An 18,982-nucleotide genomic window follows, 5' to 3' on the forward strand; every position below is an offset into this window, starting at 1 on the left:
TGTAACCATGTTAGATATTAAACGAATCAGAGAAGATTTTGAAGGCGTAAAAGCCAGAGTAGAGTTTAGAGGCAAAGGAGACTTCGGTATTGATAACGTAAAGAAACTCGATGAGCAGAGAAGAGAGCTTTTGGCAGAAGTGGAAGCGATGAAAAATAAGCAGAATACCGTTTCCAGAGAAATTCCAAAGCTGAAAAAAGCAGGAGAAGATACTACTGCGATCATGGCAGAGATGAAGGAACTGTCCGGTAAGATCAAGGAACTGGACGGACAGCTTTCTGTCTTGGAAGAAGAACTGAAAAATGCGCTGCTCAGCATTCCGAATACACCGTACAAAGACGTACAGTTTGGCGAAGACGACAGTGATAATGTAGAGGTTAGAAAGTTTGGCGAGCCGACAACCTTCGATTTTGAACCAAAAGCCCACTGGGATGTAGGTGAAGATCTGGACATTCTGGACTTTGAGAGAGCTGCAAAAATTTCCGGCGCTAGATTTACAGTATATAAGGGACTTGGGGCAAGACTGGAGCGAGCAGTGATCAATTTTATGCTGGATCTGCACACCATCGACCAAGATTACACCGAAATTCTGCCGCCGTTTATGGTGAACAGAGCTGCAATGACTGGAACAGGTCAGCTGCCGAAATTTGAAGAAGATATGTTCTACATTCCGCAGAAAGACTTTTTCTTGATTCCAACTGCTGAGGTTCCTGTAACCAATCTCCGGGGCGGCGAAATCATGGACGAAAAGGAACTGCCGGTCTACTATACTGCGTATACTCCTTGTTTTAGAGCAGAAGCAGGCTCTGCGGGAAGAGATACCAGAGGTCTTATCAGACAGCACCAGTTTAACAAGGTGGAGCTGGTAAAATTCGTAGACCCGGAAACTTCCTATGATGAACTGGAAAAACTCACTGCTGATGCAGAGGAGGTGCTGAAAATCCTTAACATTCCATATAGAGTGGTGAGACTCAGCTCCGGTGATTTGGGCTTCTCCAGCGCCATGACTTACGATATTGAAGTCTGGATGCCAAGCTACGGTAGATATGTAGAGATTTCTTCCTGTAGTAACTTTGAGGATTTCCAGGCTAGAAGAGCAGGGATTCGTTTCAGAAGAGAAAAAGGAAAGCCTGAATTTGTGCACACTCTCAACGGCTCCGGTCTTGCAGTAGGTAGAACTGTAGCTGCAATTTTGGAAAACTATCAGCAGGCTGACGGCAGCGTAGTGATTCCGGAAGCGCTCAGAAAGTATATGGGCGGTGCAGAGAAAATCACAAAATAAGGAAGAAAAGAGATAAAGATGTTTAAACTACCCAAATATATTGAACCGGATTTTTCCCAAGAAAAGTTCGTAAACGCACCTAATGCCAAACTGGTGGCAGCGCCTGTGGATAAAGCCGCACCGGCGGGATTTCATGCTACATCTATTTACCCGGAATATTTTAAGGTCGGTGGTAACTGGTATTTGGCAGAGGACAGCCGTATGGACAGCGTGCCGGTCTTTGAAAATGGTCAAATTTTTGTAAGAGAATTTAGAAACCTGAAGCAGGGAGACCAGGTTGTTGTAGGGCGCAGTGAGGACTGTGAAGAGGGCATTTATGTTCACGCTGACTGTTTTGAAAGAGAAGAAGCGGGCAGAGCCCAGACCTTTGCATTCCGCCAGAGCAGAAGCAGGGAGACGGGTTTCAGCTATGACTATGAACAGCTTGTGGAACTTTTAAAATATGAAAAAGCACATAATGGCTATATCGTTTGGGTGCTGGGTCCTGCCTGCTCCTTTGATGCGAAAGCCAGAGAGTGCTATGAAAAACTCATCGAGTCTGGCTATGTGCAGGCGATTCTGGCAGGAAATGCACTGGCAACTCACGACCTTGAAGGTGCTTACCTTGGAACTGCTCTGGGTACTGATATTAAAACCCAGGCGCCGTATGTCAATGGACATTATAATCACCTGGATACAATCAACTGTATCAACACCCACGGTTCTATCCCGGCTTTTATTGAAAAAGAAGGCATTAAAAACGGAATTATTTATTCCTGTGTAAAGAACGATGTTCCGTTTGTTTTGAACGGTTCTATCCGTGATGACGGACCGCTGCCGGAAGTATATGAACATACTTATGTAGGGCAGGATACGATTCGATCCCATGTCAGAAAAGCGACTACAGTAATCGGCATGGCGACAGTTCTGCACACCATTGCTACAGGTAACATGACGCCTACCTACAGAGTGCTTGCAGATGGAACGATCAGACCAGTATATTTTTATATGGTAGATACTTCTGAATTTGCAGCAAATAAGCTGGGAGATCGAGGAAGTCTTGCAGCAAAGGGCATTGTAACCAACGTGCAGGATTTTCTGAACAATGTTTGTCAGGGTCTGAACCTGTAAAAGTGAAACGAGCTTAGAGATAAAGCGATTTTGGCGGGCGGTTATCGCCCGCTTTTTCTAGGAAATGATGTAGTAATTGGGAAAGGGAATTTAGCAATGAAAACGACTGCCGGAAAGATTTTTGGCAAAATAGTGAATCGAATGACGATTACCGGATTTTTGATTCTGATACAGCTAGTCTGGTTTGGCATAGCGCTGATGGCGCTGACGGAGTACAGCACCTGGGTTTCTTTGGGATTTAGTGTTGCTTCGATTTTGATGGCACTGTTCATTACCTGGAGAGATGATAATCCAGCATATAAGACGGCATGGATTCTCCTAATATGTCTGCTGCCTGTGCTGGGTGCGGCGATGTATGCGTTTTTTGGAAATAAGCGACCTGCCAGATGGCTAAAATGGAGAATTAATCCGCAGGAGGAGCTGCACAGAAAGGATTTGCAGCCAGAGGACGATTTGACGGATCTGGCACCCGGCAGACTTTTGGATACAGTGGATTACATAGCTGCAAAAGGCGGCTTTCCGGCATGGAAAGGAACGCAGAGCAAATATTATGCCTTAGGTGATGACGTTTACGAGGATATGCTTTTCGACCTGCGCAGTGCACAGAAGTTTATCTTTATGGAATATTTTATCATTTCACGAGGCGAAATGTGGGATGGCATTTTTGAAATCCTTAAAGAAAAAGCTGCTGCCGGGATAGACGTGCGCCTGATTTACGATGATGTAGGCAGCATGAATTTGCTCCCGAAGGGTTTTGAGAAAAAATTGCGCCTGGCAGGAATTAAGGTACTTAGTTTCAATACAATGAGACCGTTCCTGTCGCTGGTATACAACAACCGAGACCACCGAAAGATTACCGTCATTGACGGGCAGGTGGCTTATTCCGGCGGCTACAATATTGCTGATGAATATATCAATAAAATTGAGCGTTTTGGACACTGGAAAGATTCCGGAATTCGGCTTGCGGGACATGCTGTATGGAATTTTACAGTGATGTTCCTCAACATGTGGAACGCATTTTTGCCTACGGAAGAGGATTATAGCAGGTTCAGACCTCACGCCGGGCATCCGGCACCTTTTGGCGGGGAGGGTATCGTGCAGCCTTACGGAGACTCGCCGCTGGATGACGAACCAGTAGGGGAAAATGTCTACCTGGAAATTCTCAATCAAGCGGAAGATTATGTGTATATTTTCACGCCATATTTGATTATCGACAATGAAATGAAGACAGCGCTGGTGCTTGCGGCAAAGCGGGGTATCGATGTGAGGATTGTAACGCCAGCTATTCCTGACAAGAAAATTGTATTCCGGCTGACTCGATCTTACTATGAGCCGCTCATCAAAGCAGGTGTCAAAATTTATCAGTACACGCCGGGCTTTATCCATGCGAAGAGCTTTGTCAGTGATGATAAAGTCGCTGTGGTGGGAACGATTAATATGGATTACCGAAGCCTGTTTCTTCATTTTGAGTGCGGCACGCTTCTGGCAGGCTGTCAGGCCGTGCTGGACGTGAAGAAGGACTGTTTGGAGACCTTTAGGGTGTCACGCGAGATTCATCATGAGGATTGCAAGCGCAGCTTTTGGGGACTTCTCTACGACGCGGTACTGCGAATGCTGAGCCCACTGATGTAATGACCTGGCAGGTCACTGGCGATGAGAGTGGCTGTATTGGTCGATGTGCATAATTTCTTGATTTTTTTCTAAAATATGCATGATTAAAGTGATAAGTGTGCATATTTTGAGGAAAAGCTTTGAAAATATGCATGTTTATCTGAATTGTAAAGGATTTATGAAGATGTTTTGGCGTCATTTATGCATAAATTCGTTGATTTTAACGAAAATATGCACGGCACTTATAGAAAATGTGCATATTTTCGATGAAAAGTTCGAAAATATGTAATTCGTCTGCATGACAAAGGGAGTGTCATAATGGAAAAGATTGATAAGTTTTACGAAGTGAAAAGCCTATTCCAGTGTCCCAGATGCGGAAAGAAAATCCGCTTTCATGGGGGTGGTTTGGTATGCAAGAAAGAGCACCGTTTTGATATTTCGGCAAAGGGCTATGTGAACCTTTTGCAGGAAAATAAAGTGTTAAAAGGCTATGATAAGGAGTTTTTTGCCAGTCGCTATCGGTTTTTACAAGCAGGATATTACAGCCATATTATGGAAGAAGTTGTGGGAACAGTGGAACGCCTGGTGCAGGAAAGGGCGGCGCAGAAGCAGACGGAGGATGAAAATTTTGTCGTGCTGGATGCTGGCTGCGGAGAAGGATATTATGCCGCGCAGCTTTCTGAAAGGCTAGGGAGCAGTGGGCAGATTCTGGCATTTGATATTTCAACAGAGGCAATCAAGCAGGCGGCAAGAAGTCCGCAGCCTGTAAAATGGATGGTAGCTGATATCACCAATATCCCGATGAAGGACCAGAGTGTGGACTGTATTTTGGATGTTTTTACACCGGCTAACTACAAAGAGTTTGTGCGGATTTTGAAACCGGGCGGTGTGCTGGTGAAGGTCGTGCCAGGTGCTTCTCATATGTCGCAGCTGCGCAAGGCGGCAGCACCGCTTCTTCGAAATAAATCCTATTCCAATGAGGAAGTACTGGATTATTTTGAAAAAAATTTTGCGATGATAGGCAGAACGCTTGTCAGCAAAACTTTGGACATTGGAAAGGAACACCTTGCAGACCTTGTGCGAATGACACCGCTACTCTTCGATGTGGACAAGAGTAGACTGGACGTAAGCGGCATTAGGGAGATTACCGTGGAGGCAGAAGTACTGGTGGGAGAATCGCGTTAAAATTGTAAAGACGTTGTAAAGCAAATGATTGATAAGTTGAAGGGTTTGACGTACCTAAAACAGTGACAGCTGCTGGCCGTCATCGACAGGCTGCAGGAGGCTTTGGGGCAGACGGTGTCCCATGGTCAGACCATACTTTGCATTGATTTTTGAGAGCTTTTGATAAAAGCTCTTTTTGTATGCCTTATCTAAGCCGCCTCTGCCGTAAAAGGTCAAAAATGCGTCCATTTTTTCGGGAAACTCCGTGTGAAAAAATTCGAGGAAATGGTCTCTGGTTTTTCCTTTGAGATTCAAAAGACCAGGCAGGACGTAGTCCACCTTTGCGTCTGCGCCGCCTGCAAAAAGACTTTCCAGATTTTCATCACTGTCGCTAAGGAGCGGAATGATGGGCATGGTATGAAGACCGGTATGAACCTTTGTGGGTGCAAAAGCTTTGAGCATTGCAAAACGGCGGACAGAGGACACACCGCCCGGTTCCAGTTTTTTACGAAGCTGTTCATCAGTCGTGGTGATGGTTGCTGCTACGTTGACATAGGTGATACGGGAAAGCTGCTCCAGCAGATCAAAGTCACGCAAGATCAAATCTGATTTAGTGGAGATGATGCAGGGAGTTTTGTGCTGGATTAAGAGTTTCAGGATTTCGGGCATAAGCTGCATATCAGCTTCAATCGGCTGATAGCTGTCAGTAATTCCGCCGATGTTGACTACTTCGCGCTTCCACTGGGGCTTTGCAAGCTCTGCAGCAAGGCGGTCTGCTACATTTTGTTTGATATAAATGGTGTCAAAAAAACGATTGTCCTCCATATAGTCATGGGTGTATAGGGCATAACAGTATCGGCAGCGGTGCGCACATCCGCGGTAAATATTCAGGTCCCAATGAAAGGGCAGATATCTGCTGTTAATCCGGTTCATTGCAGATTTACAGGTAATGGGTTTGTAGTATGCCATGGGATTTCCTTTCTGTCTTGGTGGGCGTGTTGCAGATAAAATAAGTATAGCACAAAAGAGATGGGTTGAACATGGAGAAGACAAAAATTATAGCAGCAACAAAAGTTGGTATGATGACCTTGCGGGAAGAGCCTTGGAGCAGCTGGGAATTGAAAATGACTTGATACCATTGCAGACGCGACAAACCCATGAAAGAACAGGTTATAAGTTGCATACGCCAACTTTACGTCTTTATTTTTCTTTTCTTGCGTTGGCGTTTTTTGAGGGAAGGGCGCAATACTTGCAAAAAAATCCTCTCAAGTTGGCGGATTGAAATATCTGCTTGCATCGGCACGGATATTGTTTGTGCTTGTCGTAGAAAAATGTTTCTTAGAAGACCGCGTCGCTTTAATGGGGATGTTTCATGCCTTTGCTGTGTCTTCGCAGGGGTTGGTTCTTGCCAAGCGGTGCGGGCAATGATAAAATGAAATCAAATAGTGAAAATAAACCAAAATGAAAATAAACCAAACATACGGAGATGAACATGGACAGGAAACAGAGCATCGCAGATTTTTTGCAGGCACATGGGCAGACGGAGCCAGTGTCTTTTCACATGCCGGGGCACAAAGGTGCGGCAATTTATAGGGAAAATGGGTATGGGGAATTTCTTGACCATTTTATGGACTGGGATATTACAGAAATACCAGGGGCAGACAATCTGTTTCAGGCGGAGAGTATTATAGCGGAAACGATGAATCGGTATAAGACGATGTATGCTTCTAAAGAAAGTTATCTGCTTATCAACGGCAGCAGCGCAGGGCTGATTGCGGCTATTATGACTGTGGTACCAAGGGATGGCAAGCTGATCATGGCAAGAAACTGTCATAAATCGGTATTTAACGGTTTGATGATGGCAGGTGGGCAGCCGGTCTATGCGCATCCTGAATTGATAGAAGAATATGAGATTTCCGGAGAGATTACCCCGGAGGAGATCGAAAGGTGTTTGGTACAGCATCCTGACAGCAGCGCAGTGCTTTTGCCGAGTCCTAATTATTATGGGATCTGCAGTGATATAGCTGCCATCGCCGAAGTTGTACATCGTGCGGGAAAGATTCTGATTGTCGATCAGGCACATGGTGCGCATTTGAAGTTCTTCGATGCTTTTGCCGGTACGAAAAAAGCGGCAGAAAATCTGGGGGCAGACATCGTGATTAACAGTACCCATAAGACGCTGACGTCTTTTACCCAGAGTGCTGTGGCAAACCTTTGCTCAGACCGAATTGACAAGTATGATTTTGAGGATAAGCTGCAGCTTATTGAAAGCACCAGCCCGTCCTATCTTTTAATGGCGTCGCTGGATATTAATGCTGACCTTCTCGAAAGGAGAGGTGAAACATTGATTCGTCAGTGGAAAGAGGATTTACAGTATTTTTATGGAAGGGCTGCCGACATTAATGGGCTGCGGATCATGCGGCATCCGCTGCTTGACGATACAAAGATAAATCTGGACATGCGTGCCTACGGAATTTCCGGATTGGAACTTGAGGAACTGCTCATGGAGCAGGGGATTTTTGCAGAACTGGTTACTGGTAATATTGTGATGTGCATGACTGGAATCGGAAATAGGCGATGTGACTATGAGCGACTGCTTGATGCTCTTCGGAAAATTGCTACAGCGCATTCTTTGGTGCCGGAAAGGGCATGTGAACAGGCGGCGCGTGATGTAAACGGAGCGTGGGATTTTCAGAACCTTGCGCAGCGTCCAGTACCCAAGGAGAAGGAGCGAATTGCGCTGGAAATGGCGGCGGGTAGGGTGTGTGCATCGTCAGTGATTCCATATCCGCCGGGGATTCCGATTCTTTGTCCGGGGGAAGTGATGGACAAATCGGTAATAGACTATGTAAAAGCGCTGCGAGAGGCAGGCGAAAAGGTAATCGGTATAGATGATTTGGGCAGAGTCACAGTAGGAAAGGAGTAACGGATGACAAAGGTTACACTGATCGGAAACAGAATGGGAAACTTTGAATTTTTGAAAATTCAGTAGGAGTGGAGCAGCTATGCAGATTAACAGTTTGGAAAAATTTGCCAATCTTTACGGCAGAATTGATGCGATTTTGATTGTAAATAAAGAAAATATCATCGAATACTCTGCGATGGTGACTGAGGACAAAGAGTATCTGCGCACCGATGATATTTTAGGTAAAAATCTTTTTGCGGTATATCCTGAACTGAATGAGGGCAACAGCACCCATGCAAAGGTCATGGCGACGGGACTTCCGGTACTGAATCAGAAACAGACCCTGACGGAGCCGTCCGGCAGACGTCACACTACGATGACCAGCACATTCCCCATAGAAAATAACGGTGAACTGATCGGCAGCATTGACCTTTCTGTAGAGTTGCCTGACGATACGGACGATATTTCAAAGAAAAGGAAACTCTATACGGCGGATGATATCGTGACGCAGAATCCGGATATGGAATATATGAAGGAAAAGCTTTTGAAAATCGCGAAAAACGATTCGCCGGTCATGGTGATTGGAGAGTCAGGAACGGGAAAAGAACTCATTGTCGAGGCAATTCACAGTCATGGAAGGCGGAAAAAGAGACCGTTTATTTCCCTTAACTGCGCGGCTGTTCCCGATGCACTCATCGAAAGTACGCTTTTTGGAACCGTAAAGGGTAGCTTTACCGGTGCGGAAAACAAGAAAGGGCTCTTCGAGCTTGCCGATGGCGGTACCTTGTTTCTGGATGAGGTTAATTCCATGAGTCTTGAATTGCAGGCGAAACTTTTGAAGGCGGTAGAAGAACAGCGATATATGAAAGTAGGTGCGGAATCTTACACGGAGGTAGACACACGACTGATTTCTGCCATGAACGTTAGTCCGAAGGAGGCAATCAGCAATGGAAAAATGCGGCAGGATTTATTTTATCGTCTCAGTGTGGTGCAGCTTTTGGTGCCGCCGCTTCGCAAACGAAGGGAAGATGTCTCGCTGCTGAGTTCTCATTTTATTGGGCAGTATAATAAGCAGATGGGAAAGTCTGTGAAGGAAGTTAGTCCTTTTGCAGAAAAGGTGCTGCAGGATTACAGCTGGCCGGGCAATGTGCGGGAACTTAGGAATGTGATGGAGTCCGCATTTAATCTGGTCGAAGGCGATGTCATCGGACTGACCGATTTGCCGGATTATTTGATTTCGGGAAGCGGCATGCTGGGCGAAAGCGGCAGTGCGGAGCCTTCCGGCAGTCTGGCAGAAATGATGAACCGTTATGAAAAAGAAATTCTGGAAAAAACTTTAAGGAATGCTTCCTCTTTGAATCAGGCGGCTACAAGCCTGCAGATTACCAGACAGGCACTGAAGTATAAAATTGAAAAGCTACAGATTGATTATCAGACGCTGCTGAACAGGGTGTGGTAAAAAATTTTACCTTTCTGTTGTAAATTTTTTTTCATAGACCATCGGAGTAGTTGAAAAATAGTTGAAATGAAAAGGTTTCTGTTCTGGCACAGTTATTGCTAAAATTGTATGGCAGTAAATGAAAAGGAGTGAATATAATGCAAGTAAAAAATGAATTTGCAAAGAATAAAAGTTCATGGTGTGGTCTGAACCGGCCAGAAATGAAAGAGGAAAATGCCGATGTGGTAATTTTTGGTATTCCATATGACGGAGGCGTTAGTTATCGTGGCGGCGCAGCAGAGGCGCCGCAGATGCTGCGCGCAAATACCCTTCATTCTACTCCATGCACAGAGCGCCTTGCGTGGTTTGATACTCTGAATGTAGTAGACGGTGGAGACTTTGAGGGCAGCGACAGAGAGGAAGTCTTTGCAGAGGTACAGAAATACGTAGCGGATTTGGTACGTAAAGGCGTTCGCTTTACCATGGTTGGCGGTGACCATTCTGTGACCATTCCGGTGGAGAGAGGCATTAACGATGCAGTCGATGAAGAATTTGGTATTATTCACATAGATGCACATATGGATTTGTGCGAGGCGCTGGAAGGCGACTTGCTCTCTCATGGCAGCACTGAGCGCAGAGCGCTGGAACTTTCTCACGTAAAATCGCTGGAAAATTTGTACTTTATTGGAATCCGTTCTATCGAGCCGGATGAGTTTGAGCTTTACAAGGAAGGTAATATACAGGTGAAAACCGCTTATGATTGCTACCATGAGGGCATTGAAGCGGTGGCTGCTGACTGCATTGAAAAGATGAAAAAGTTCAATCAGGTTTATTTGACTTTCGATATTGATGCACTGGATCCGGCTTATGCTGCGGGTACAGGAACGCCGCAGTTTGGTGGGCTGACTTCCCGTATGGCGCTGACTCTGCTGGAAAAGCTGTTCCGTGGACTGAACATTATGGCTTTTGATGTTGTGGAGATCGCACCGGCGCTGGACCCGTCTCTTGCCGCAATGTTCGCAGGGCGGAAGCTGATTACGGAAGGCTGGGGCTACTGGGCGGAAGGGCTTGGAAAGCTGGAAAGGAAATAGAAAGAGAAACTGCTGCGTGAGGAAATTTGCGCAGCAGTTTTTTTGAGGAGGATATGCTAGTGTTGAATTTGTCAACGTTTCTGAGATTTTTGTGTCTGTACTGTACTGTGCCGTGGGGTGCTACGGGGGATTAAGTACTGAACGCCAATTAGGCATGATTTTTTTGAAATTTTTGCGTTAGCACTGGCAAATCCGCCAATTTCAAGGAAAAATTATGGAATTCTTGCGGCGAAGTGAAGTGAGAACGGCTCAACCCTTCAAAATCAACAGGGTTTTGCGCGTGCATTCATTAAAAAATCCCTTGATTTGGCGTTCGCCGCCGCTTTCTTAAAATAACTTCCTTGAGTTGGCGTATTACAAGGAGCGGTCGCAAGAATTTGAAAAAATTTGTGCGAAGTTGGCGGCGCAGACGTTGCAGATAGTGCGTGGAGGGAGGGTGGCAGGCTATAACGAAGGGGAACAAAGCGATAAGCAACAAGAGATTGGCAGACTTCGGGCTAATTCCCATGCTTGACTATTGATGCGAAAGCATCTATTGAGTTTTATATGATGATTATGATATAATAAAAATGATAGAAATTGTTCGTCTGGTGTGAAGATTGTGGAGTAGAGAGGAGCGATATATAAAATGTATTATGGTGATGGATTTAGTGCATTTGGAGTTATGTTTATAGTCGTGTTTGTAATCGTAATTGGAACCTTTATTGTCACGGCAGTAAAGGGTGTCAGTACATGGAATAAGAACAATCAGTCGCCGAGGTTGACGGTGCCTGCGAAAGTGGTTTCGAGGAGGACGGCGATTTCTCGTCATAATCATGCAACAGGCGGTGAAGCCTGTGGGACTGTAACTACTTCATCTACGAGGTATTATGTGACATTTCAGGTCGAAAGCGGAGACCGTATGGAGTTATCCGTAAATGGACCAGAATACGGCATGTTGGCTGAGGGAGACGTAGGGGAACTGACTTTTCAGGGAACCAGATATCTGTCCTTTGAACGATGGAGGGAAGAAAGATAAGAACATGATATTATAGAACTGTTTTTTATTTATACATGTCCTGTAGTGTGACAAGCATAACTTCACCTTGTTTTGCAAAGTCTTGCAGCCCTTGGGTGAATCCGCTCTTCGAGAAAATAGGGTAATGATATTTAGACCCTTGGCAAAGACTTTCGCGTAAAGAAAAAGATATTCACGGCACACCGGCTTAAAAATAAGACCCATGTAATCAGAAAATATTTACTGATTACAGAATCGTAAATACGGTCAATATGACCCGCACTGATGGCTGATATGTTTTGCAGTACAACAATACCAAAAACGAAAGAAGTTTCTCATATATTGCTTTCGATAAAGCTTCTAAATTTTCCTGGGAAGAAGCATTGAGAGCGGAGAAAAAGATGGCCGGTTTATCTTTGCAAAATTGGTTAATCAATGCGGTCTTGCCAACACGGCGACGCCCATAAATTATGATACATTCAAAATTGTTTTTACTATATTGTTTATTTAAATTCTGAAGTTCATAATCTCTGCAGTAAAATATGTGAAGTTCTCTTTGCTATTAAACTCTAAAGTTTTAAACTTATAAGTTTGTTCTAAACGGCTGGAAGATGAAAGTCAATAGAGGGTTGGAAAGAAGCTACGCAAGTTTTTAGGCGGCGGTTTTTTCTTGTGGGAGTGGAATTAGCGGGGCTGAGGGCTTGACAAACTGATGCCACAGTATTACAATGAAGAAAACTGATACTGTGGTATTATAGATTGGAGAGGTTTATGAGTAAGGATATTACGATTTATCATGGATCACAGCAGATTGTTGAAATTCCTACGTATGGCATTGGAAAGTCATACAATGATTATGGGCAGGGATTTTATTGCACTGAGAATATGGAACTGGCAAAGGAGTGGGCATGCCCTATAAAAAGGGACGGTTATTCTAATCAGTACATCCTTCATACTGATGAGATGCAAGTGATGCATTTGACAAAGGGGAACTTTAACATATTGAATTGGCTGGCAATTCTTTTGAAGAACCGCAAGTTTGATATCAACAGTAATATAGCAAGAAGTGCGAGGGAGTATCTGCTGGAGTATTTTTTGCCCGATACCAAGGGTGTTGATATCATGGTGGGGTATCGAGCAGACGATTCTTATTTTTCTTTTGCGGAAGATTTTATTAACAATACCATTTCGGTACGAGATTTGGGTGTTGCTATGGAACTGGGAACTCTTGGCGAGCAGGTTGTGCTGCTTTCTCCTGCAGCATTTAGCAAAATTGAGTTTGTGCAATATGAAATTGCCGACTATCGGAAATACTATTACAAGCGCGCTCAAAGAGACAGCTTGGCGAGACAGAATTATCAACAGAGAAAGAAAAATCCTGCGATGCTTCGAGAAGATTTGTTTATACTTGATATTATTAGAGAGGATATGAAAAATGATGACCCCCGTTTACAATGCCACATATCTGAGTAAGGCTGCGAAATCAGTCGGAAATATGCTTCATGACGCTGTAATAGAGTTTGGTTACAAAGGAGACGAATTTCTCCATATGTTTATTCAGTCAGGAATTGCGGAAGAGATTGAAAGCGGAAATCCGAAATATATTGCGGGCAAAAGCGGCATAGAACTTTTTTCAGAAGTTATGGAACGGACTGTGGGAAAGCAGATTGACGCAGACGTTATTGAAACCTATGAAAAATCTGATGTGTATTGGATTGGCTGGGCACTGACTCATTATCAGTGGTATTCGGGACGTAGCTTCAAGGATATTTTAGAGACGGTATCCTTCGATGCCCTGCGGGGGCTTTACGGCACACTTCACGAGACCGATGTACGGAAATTTTATGAAGTACTGGATGCTCATTTTGCACAGACAGGCAGTAAACTGAAGATTGTTCGTAAAGATTGCGGCCTTACGCAAGAAGAACTTTCTGGGTTGTCCGGTGTTTCAATCAATACCATTCGTGCCTATGAGCGGAAAAGCAAGGACATCAATAAGGCTCAGGCGGAAATTGTCGTTCGCCTGTCCGGGGCACTGAAATGCGAGATGATGGATATTTTGGGGTAGGCGGAGCTGATTGTTTTTACTATTAAAGAAATATAGAGTAAAGAACTACAGAAAACTATTGTAGTTCTATTTTTTTTGGAAAATAGCAAAGGTGAGTGTTTGGCGAAGGGAGTACAAGAAAAATTTAGATGATTAACATTACGGATTGTTATATTTGGAAAATAAAAGCGGTCGCTTTGTGATTCCCTACAGCAGAATTTATTACTTTGAAAAACAGAAAAGGCAGGTGCTGGTACGTGGAACCGGCGGACAGGTGCTTTGCAGCTTTTACGGAAAGTTTGAAGAAATGGAAGCGCTACCGCAAAATTTTCTCCGCTGTCATAACAGCATGATTGTCAACATGGGCAGAGTCAGCGCCATAGAAAAAAGTAACTTCCTATTAATAGATGGAAGTTTTGTATCAATCAGTCGTACATATTTGCAGGAAAGCAGACTGGGTTTTGCCAGATATTGCATGCCGGATGTGCGGTAAAGTAAATATCTCGTTTTGAGTCTCAAGAATTTATTTATTACAAAATAAATTCATAAATTTATAGTGATTTTCTTAATAGAGTATTGTATAATGAACTTAAAATAGGGGGATTAGTTGGATTGAGGTAATTTATGTCTAATATAACAATAGAGGCAGCTCGTTTAATGGAGAGCTTACCTGAAAGCGAACAAAACTTTGTACTTGAGTTCATCAAGAAACTGGTTCTAGCGTGGGATCCGGACTATACAAAGCTCACTGCATCTGAAGCGGAAGCGTTAAAGGAAGCGGAGCAGAGCGGCTTTATTGATGAAACAGATATCGATTGGTCGCAGATTGGAATTTAACGATCATATATTTATTAACGTACATTTAACCCGCCTTGTGCATTTGCAGGCGGGTGTTTTTATGGTGTGTATAGCCTCCTCCATAGACGACTCATAAAGACGGCTGATAAAGTCGGTCCATGAGAATGGTCGCCGCATCACGCCTCCCCCCCCATCTGGCGGAATGAACCAATCCCTTGCCGCATATGTTGTTACGTACATAATTTATCCAGAACATGTAGGAAAATTCTGTGAAATGCGGTTTTCTTGTAAAAATGTAATGATTTTTGCGAAACGTTGTAGTATAATGTACCATGTATGATTATAAGGAAGCTATTTTTAGAAAGGAAGGTTTCAAATTATGAGCGCAAATGCAAAGCATTTACACAGCATTGACGCCGGTCACTATAAGAACACTGCCGGCTGTGAAACCGAAGTTATGCCGATTCCTGACATTGTGAAGATTTCAATGTCTCAGCACATCGGCGCACCTTGTAAACCCTTGGTAGCCAAGGGAGATGCAGTCAAGGTGGGACAACTTATCGGTGATACGGATGCCTTCGTAAGTGCACCTATCCATTCCAGCGTGTCCGGAACCGTAGTGGGTATCGAGACCCAGCGTTCGGCCGTTGGCGGTAATGACACGTTAGTTGTAATTGAGACTGACAAAAAACAAGAAATGAGTGAGGACATTAAAGTTCCTGAAGTAGATGATTTGGCAGGATTTGTAAAAGCAGTCAGAGCAAGCGGCCTTGTAGGTCTTGGCGGCGCCTCTTTCCCGACTCACATCAAGTACAATCCAAAGAATATTGACGATGTACATACTTTAATTCTGAATGCGGCAGAGTGCGAACCGTTTATCACTTCTGACCACAGAGGTATGTTAGAAGATACGCAAGATATCATCGACGGTATGAAGCTGATCATGAAGTACCTGAATCTGGACGAAGCTTATGTAGGTATTGAGTCCAACAAGCCTGATGCAATTGCAAAACTCGACCAGATGTTTGCAGAGCAGGGGCTTTCCAACATGCACACCTTCACTCTTCAGGACAGATATCCAAAGGGTGCAGAACGTGTACTGGTATACGAAATTACAGGCAAAGAAATGAAAGCGGGCGTTCTGCCGGCTGACCTTGGAATTATTCTTTCCAATGTTACATCTGTTGCCTTTGTCGGACAGTATTTCAGAACTGGCGTGCCTCTCATCAACAAGAGAATGACTATTGACGGCGATGCAGTAGCGCAGCCGAAAAATATCATCGCGCCAATCGGCACACAGATTCACGATGTAATCGAATTTTGTGGCGGATATAAATCTGAGCCGAAGAAGATTATCATGGGCGGACCGATGATGGGAAGAGCTATTTTCTCCGACGAAATGCCAATCGTGAAGAATAACAATGCAATCTTGGCATTCTCCAAAGAAAAGTCATATATTCCGGAGGAAACCGCTTGTATCAATTGCGGCAGATGCCATAAGGCATGTCCGTTCAATCTTCTGCCAACTGCTTTAGCAGAAGCTTACGAGCGCAGAGATGCACAGAGACTTTCAGATCTTCAGGTAATGCAGTGCATGGAATGCGGAAGTTGTTCCTATGTATGTCCTGCGAGAAGACCTCTGGGCTTCATGAATAAGCTTGGAAAAGGCGTTGTAAAGGAGGCTGGAATTAAATAATGGATAAGACATACTATAATAATCTGGCAGTATCCTCCGCACCGCATTTAGTGAGCAAGATGGATACAAGCAAAACCATGCTGATGGTAATCCTTGCTTTAGTGCCTTCGTTTTTGGTAAGTATCTACGTATTTGGCATGCGTGTAATCCTGTTAACTCTGGTTTGCGTAGTTGCCAGCGTAGGCTTTGAATGGCTCTACAACAAAGCCATGAAAAAGAGACAGACTGCGGGAGACTTATCTGCCGCTCTGACGGGCGTTCTGATTGCATTCAACGTGCCTTCAAACTTCCCGTACTGGATGGCAATCATTGGATGCTTTGTTGCAATTATCATCGTAAAACAGCTTTACGGCGGTATTGGCAGAAACATCGTAAACCCTGCTATCACAGCAAGAATTGTGCTGTTCATTTCCTTTGCAACAGAAATGACCACATGGCCGACTCCAAGAATGGCGGAAGCAGATGCAGTAACTAGTGCAACGCCGCTTGGCGTGCTTGCGGAAGGCAGTGCTGCCGATCTTCCGTCCAACGCTGAAATGTTCCTCGGATTCATCGGTGGTTCTATGGGCGAAGTTTCCGCATTGGCGCTGCTGGCTGGCGGGCTGTTCCTGATTTGGAAAAAAGTCATCAGTCCAATTATTCCGGCATGCTTTATCGGTACTGTATTTGTTATCGCATTCCTGTACTACAGCTTTTCAGGGGATGTGGATGCAAGTGCCCTGGACATGGCAATTTTCCATGTTTGCGCAGGCGGCGTAATGCTGGGTGCGTTCTTCATGGCAACTGATTATGTGACTTCCCCGATTATGTCTCTGGGTAAAGTCATCATGGGCGTTGGCTGCGGTATCATCACCATGGTTGTAAGACTTTGGGGTGCATATCCGGAAGGCGTATCCTTCTCCATCTTACTGATGAATATTATGACGCCGCTGATTGATCAGCTGTGCATCAAATTAACATATGGAGGTGCAAAGAAAAATGAAAAATAACAATACTTTCAAAGAATATGTTGCACCTATCGTTGTTTTAGTAGCGATTTGTTTAGTAATCACTGCAGCTCTTGCTGCAACTTACGGTGTTGCGAAGCCAATCATCGATAAGAATGCAATTGAATCTGCAAACGAGGCGAGAGCAGAGCTTCTGCCGGCAGCAGATTCTTTCACTGCCTATGACGGCGAGTTGGCTGTTGCGGATCCTGACAAGGTATATGCAACGGAGTGCTACATCGCAGACAATGGAAGTGGTATGGTGATTACTGTAAATACTAAGTCCTTCGGCGGCGTGCTGACTGAGATGATTGGCATTGATGCGGACGGCAAGATTACCGGCGTTAAGGTAACTGCCCACGCGGATACACCGGGTCTTGGAACCAAAGCCCACGATCACGATGGACATCTGTATCAGTATGAAGGAAAATCTTCTGATGAGATTACTTCCACATCTGCAAAAGATGAAGCTGCCATCAATCACATTTCCGGCGCGACTATTTCTTCTAATGCGGTACACTATGGCGTATACTGTGCATTAGAACAGTATAAGATTGTAGGAGGTGCTAAATAATGGAAAAGAAACCAAGCAAGTTAAGCATCCTTACCAAAGGTATCATTAAGGAAAACCCTGTACTTGTATTGCTGCTGGGTACTTGTCCGACACTGGCAACTACTTCTTCTGCAATTAACGGTATCGGAATGGGCGTATCTGCTATGGCGGTACTGATTTGTTCCAATATCGTAATCTCTATTCTTCGAAATATCATTCCTGACAAAGTTCGTATCCCGTGCTACATTGTAGTAATTGCAGGATTTGTAACGGTTGTTCAATTATTGCTGCAGGCATTTGTACCTTCCCTGTACGCTTCACTGGGTCTGTTTATTCCATTGATTGTAGTAAACTGTATCATTTTGGGAAGAGCAGAAATGTTTGCAAGCAAAAATAACCCGTTTGATTCCGCACTGGACGGTATCGGTATGGGTATTGGATTTACCCTGGCGCTGGGCGTTATGGGTCTGATTAGAGAATTCTTCGGTTCAGGTACACTGTTCGGACAGGAAGTTCTGACGAATATCGTTCCAGGCATGGGAATTTTCAATCTGGCTCCGGGCGGATTCTTCGTATTCGGTGTGCTCATTGCCGCTGTAAACTACTTTACAAAGGGCAAGGCGCTGAAGAAGAAAGAATTTGGCTGTGAAGGTTGCGCTATGGCTGCAATGTGCGGCGGCGCAAGAAAAGAAAAAGATTGTCAGAAAGGAGCTGAAGAAGTATGTTAGAAGCAATTACTATCATCATGAGTATGATTCTTGTAAACAACTATGTATTGGCGCAGTTCCTTGGTATTTGTCCATTCCTGGGCGTATCCAAAAAACTGGATTCCGCGGTAGGTATGGGTATCGCCGTTATCTTTGTAATGGTGCTTGCGACAATCGCGACCTGGCCAATTCAGCAGGTTTTAAACAAATTTGATATTGGATATTTGCAGACTGTAGTCTTCATCCTGGTTATCGCTGCGCTGGTACAGCTGGTTGAAATGATGCTGAAGAAATTCATCCCATCCCTGCACAAGGCGCTGGGCGTATTCCTTCCGTTAATTACCACCAACTGCGCGGTACTGGGTGTCTGCATCAACAATATCGATTCCGGTTACGGATACTTACTGTCCATCTGCAACGCATTCGGCGCCGGCGTAGGTTTCTTATTGGCAATGATTCTCTTTGCCGGTGTCAGAAGCAAGCTGGAAAACGAAGATGGCGTGCCGATGGCATTCAGAGGTGTTCCTCTTACATTAATTACTGCTGCTATGCTGTCCCTGGGCTTCATGGGCTTCAGCGGACTGTTCCAGTAAGATA

Annotated in this window: 19 protein-coding genes; 17 read left to right on the plus strand and 2 right to left on the minus strand. The window is 44.5% G+C overall.

From position 1 onward, the window contains the following. Window positions 1–7: 7 nt before the first annotated feature. The 4 genes from serS (at window position 8) to D1155_RS11435 (ending at window position 5,188) form a co-directional block, all read left to right on the plus strand. Window positions 8–1,282: a serine--tRNA ligase gene (serS, locus tag D1155_RS11420; protein ID WP_160202537.1), complete on the plus strand. Its 1,275-nt coding sequence runs from the start codon at window positions 8–10 to the stop codon at window positions 1,280–1,282. A gap of 18 nt (window positions 1,283–1,300) precedes the next feature. Further along, window positions 1,301–2,392, plus strand: coding sequence for a hypothetical protein (locus D1155_RS11425; RefSeq protein WP_160202538.1), 1,092 nt, complete (start codon window positions 1,301–1,303; stop codon window positions 2,390–2,392). 96 nt (window positions 2,393–2,488) lie between these two features. After that, window positions 2,489–4,024 (plus strand): cardiolipin synthase, encoded by a 1,536-nt coding sequence (gene cls, locus D1155_RS11430; RefSeq protein WP_160202539.1) that lies wholly within the window; start codon window positions 2,489–2,491, stop codon window positions 4,022–4,024. A gap of 297 nt (window positions 4,025–4,321) precedes the next feature. Further along, the gene (locus D1155_RS11435; protein WP_160202540.1) at window positions 4,322–5,188 is read left to right on the plus strand and encodes a methyltransferase domain-containing protein; all 867 of its coding nucleotides are present in this window, start codon (window positions 4,322–4,324) and stop codon (window positions 5,186–5,188) included. Window positions 5,189–5,242: 54 nt separating this feature from the next. On the opposite strand, the gene D1155_RS11440 is transcribed toward D1155_RS11435, so the two are convergent. Then, on the minus strand, window positions 5,243–6,136 hold the full coding sequence (locus D1155_RS11440; RefSeq protein WP_160202541.1) for a radical SAM protein: 894 nt from the start codon (window positions 6,134–6,136) through the stop codon (window positions 5,243–5,245). 523 nt (window positions 6,137–6,659) lie between these two features. On the opposite strand from D1155_RS11440, the gene D1155_RS11450 reads away from it, so the two are divergent. The 4 genes from D1155_RS11450 to D1155_RS11465 all read left to right on the plus strand — a co-directional run bounded on the left by D1155_RS11450 (window position 6,660) and on the right by D1155_RS11465 (window position 11,619). Continuing rightward, entirely contained in the window at window positions 6,660–8,093 is a 1,434-nt protein-coding gene (locus D1155_RS11450; RefSeq protein ID WP_160202543.1) for a hypothetical protein, read from the plus strand. 79 nt (window positions 8,094–8,172) lie between these two features. Continuing rightward, complete coding sequence (locus D1155_RS11455) at window positions 8,173–9,531, plus strand: sigma 54-interacting transcriptional regulator (protein WP_160202544.1); 1,359 nt, start codon at window positions 8,173–8,175, stop codon at window positions 9,529–9,531. 137 nt (window positions 9,532–9,668) lie between these two features. Next, entirely contained in the window at window positions 9,669–10,601 is a 933-nt protein-coding gene (speB, locus tag D1155_RS11460) for an agmatinase (RefSeq protein WP_160202545.1), read from the plus strand. A 628-nt stretch (window positions 10,602–11,229) separates the two neighbouring features. Beyond that, window positions 11,230–11,619 (plus strand): DUF2500 domain-containing protein, encoded by a 390-nt coding sequence (locus tag D1155_RS11465; RefSeq protein ID WP_160202546.1) that lies wholly within the window; start codon window positions 11,230–11,232, stop codon window positions 11,617–11,619. A gap of 226 nt (window positions 11,620–11,845) precedes the next feature. Here the strand turns inward: D1155_RS11465 and D1155_RS11470 are convergent, their stop codons facing one another. Next, window positions 11,846–12,142, minus strand: coding sequence for an ATP-binding protein (locus D1155_RS11470; protein WP_160202567.1), 297 nt, complete (start codon window positions 12,140–12,142; stop codon window positions 11,846–11,848). 227 nt (window positions 12,143–12,369) lie between these two features. On the opposite strand from D1155_RS11470, the gene D1155_RS11475 reads away from it, so the two are divergent. The 9 genes from D1155_RS11475 to D1155_RS11515 all read left to right on the plus strand — a co-directional run bounded on the left by D1155_RS11475 (window position 12,370) and on the right by D1155_RS11515 (window position 18,978). Next, window positions 12,370–13,071 (plus strand): DUF3990 domain-containing protein, encoded by a 702-nt coding sequence (locus tag D1155_RS11475; protein WP_201759591.1) that lies wholly within the window; start codon window positions 12,370–12,372, stop codon window positions 13,069–13,071. Between the two features lie 76 nt (window positions 13,072–13,147). Further along, on the plus strand, window positions 13,148–13,666 hold the full coding sequence (locus D1155_RS11480; protein WP_160202547.1) for a helix-turn-helix transcriptional regulator: 519 nt from the start codon (window positions 13,148–13,150) through the stop codon (window positions 13,664–13,666). 154 nt (window positions 13,667–13,820) lie between these two features. Further along, window positions 13,821–14,138: a LytTR family DNA-binding domain-containing protein gene (locus tag D1155_RS11485; RefSeq protein ID WP_160202548.1), complete on the plus strand. Its 318-nt coding sequence runs from the start codon at window positions 13,821–13,823 to the stop codon at window positions 14,136–14,138. A 131-nt stretch (window positions 14,139–14,269) separates the two neighbouring features. Next, window positions 14,270–14,482 (plus strand): hypothetical protein, encoded by a 213-nt coding sequence (locus D1155_RS11490; RefSeq protein WP_160202549.1) that lies wholly within the window; start codon window positions 14,270–14,272, stop codon window positions 14,480–14,482. A 340-nt stretch (window positions 14,483–14,822) separates the two neighbouring features. Then, window positions 14,823–16,139 carry an electron transport complex subunit RsxC gene (gene rsxC / locus D1155_RS11495; RefSeq protein ID WP_160202550.1) on the plus strand — a complete coding sequence of 439 codons (1,317 nt, stop codon included), beginning with the start codon at window positions 14,823–14,825 and terminating at the stop codon, window positions 16,137–16,139. Continuing rightward, window positions 16,139–17,128 carry an RnfABCDGE type electron transport complex subunit D gene (locus D1155_RS11500; RefSeq protein WP_160202551.1) on the plus strand — a complete coding sequence of 330 codons (990 nt, stop codon included), beginning with the start codon at window positions 16,139–16,141 and terminating at the stop codon, window positions 17,126–17,128. Before rsxC ends, D1155_RS11500 begins: the two co-directional genes overlap by 1 nt. Next, entirely contained in the window at window positions 17,118–17,699 is a 582-nt protein-coding gene (locus D1155_RS11505) for an FMN-binding protein (RefSeq protein ID WP_160202552.1), read from the plus strand. The genes D1155_RS11500 and D1155_RS11505 overlap by 11 nt, the downstream gene beginning before the upstream one ends. Next, complete coding sequence (locus D1155_RS11510) at window positions 17,699–18,406, plus strand: electron transport complex subunit E (RefSeq protein WP_160202553.1); 708 nt, start codon at window positions 17,699–17,701, stop codon at window positions 18,404–18,406. The genes D1155_RS11505 and D1155_RS11510 overlap by 1 nt, the downstream gene beginning before the upstream one ends. Next, window positions 18,400–18,978: an RnfABCDGE type electron transport complex subunit A gene (locus tag D1155_RS11515; RefSeq protein WP_160202554.1), complete on the plus strand. Its 579-nt coding sequence runs from the start codon at window positions 18,400–18,402 to the stop codon at window positions 18,976–18,978. The genes D1155_RS11510 and D1155_RS11515 overlap by 7 nt, the downstream gene beginning before the upstream one ends. The last annotated feature ends 4 nt before the right edge of the window (window positions 18,979–18,982 follow it).

Source organism: Anaerotruncus sp. 80 (assembly GCF_009936115.1).
Classification (GTDB): Bacteria; Bacillota; Clostridia; order Peptostreptococcales; family Anaerovoracaceae; genus Senimuribacter; species Senimuribacter intestinalis.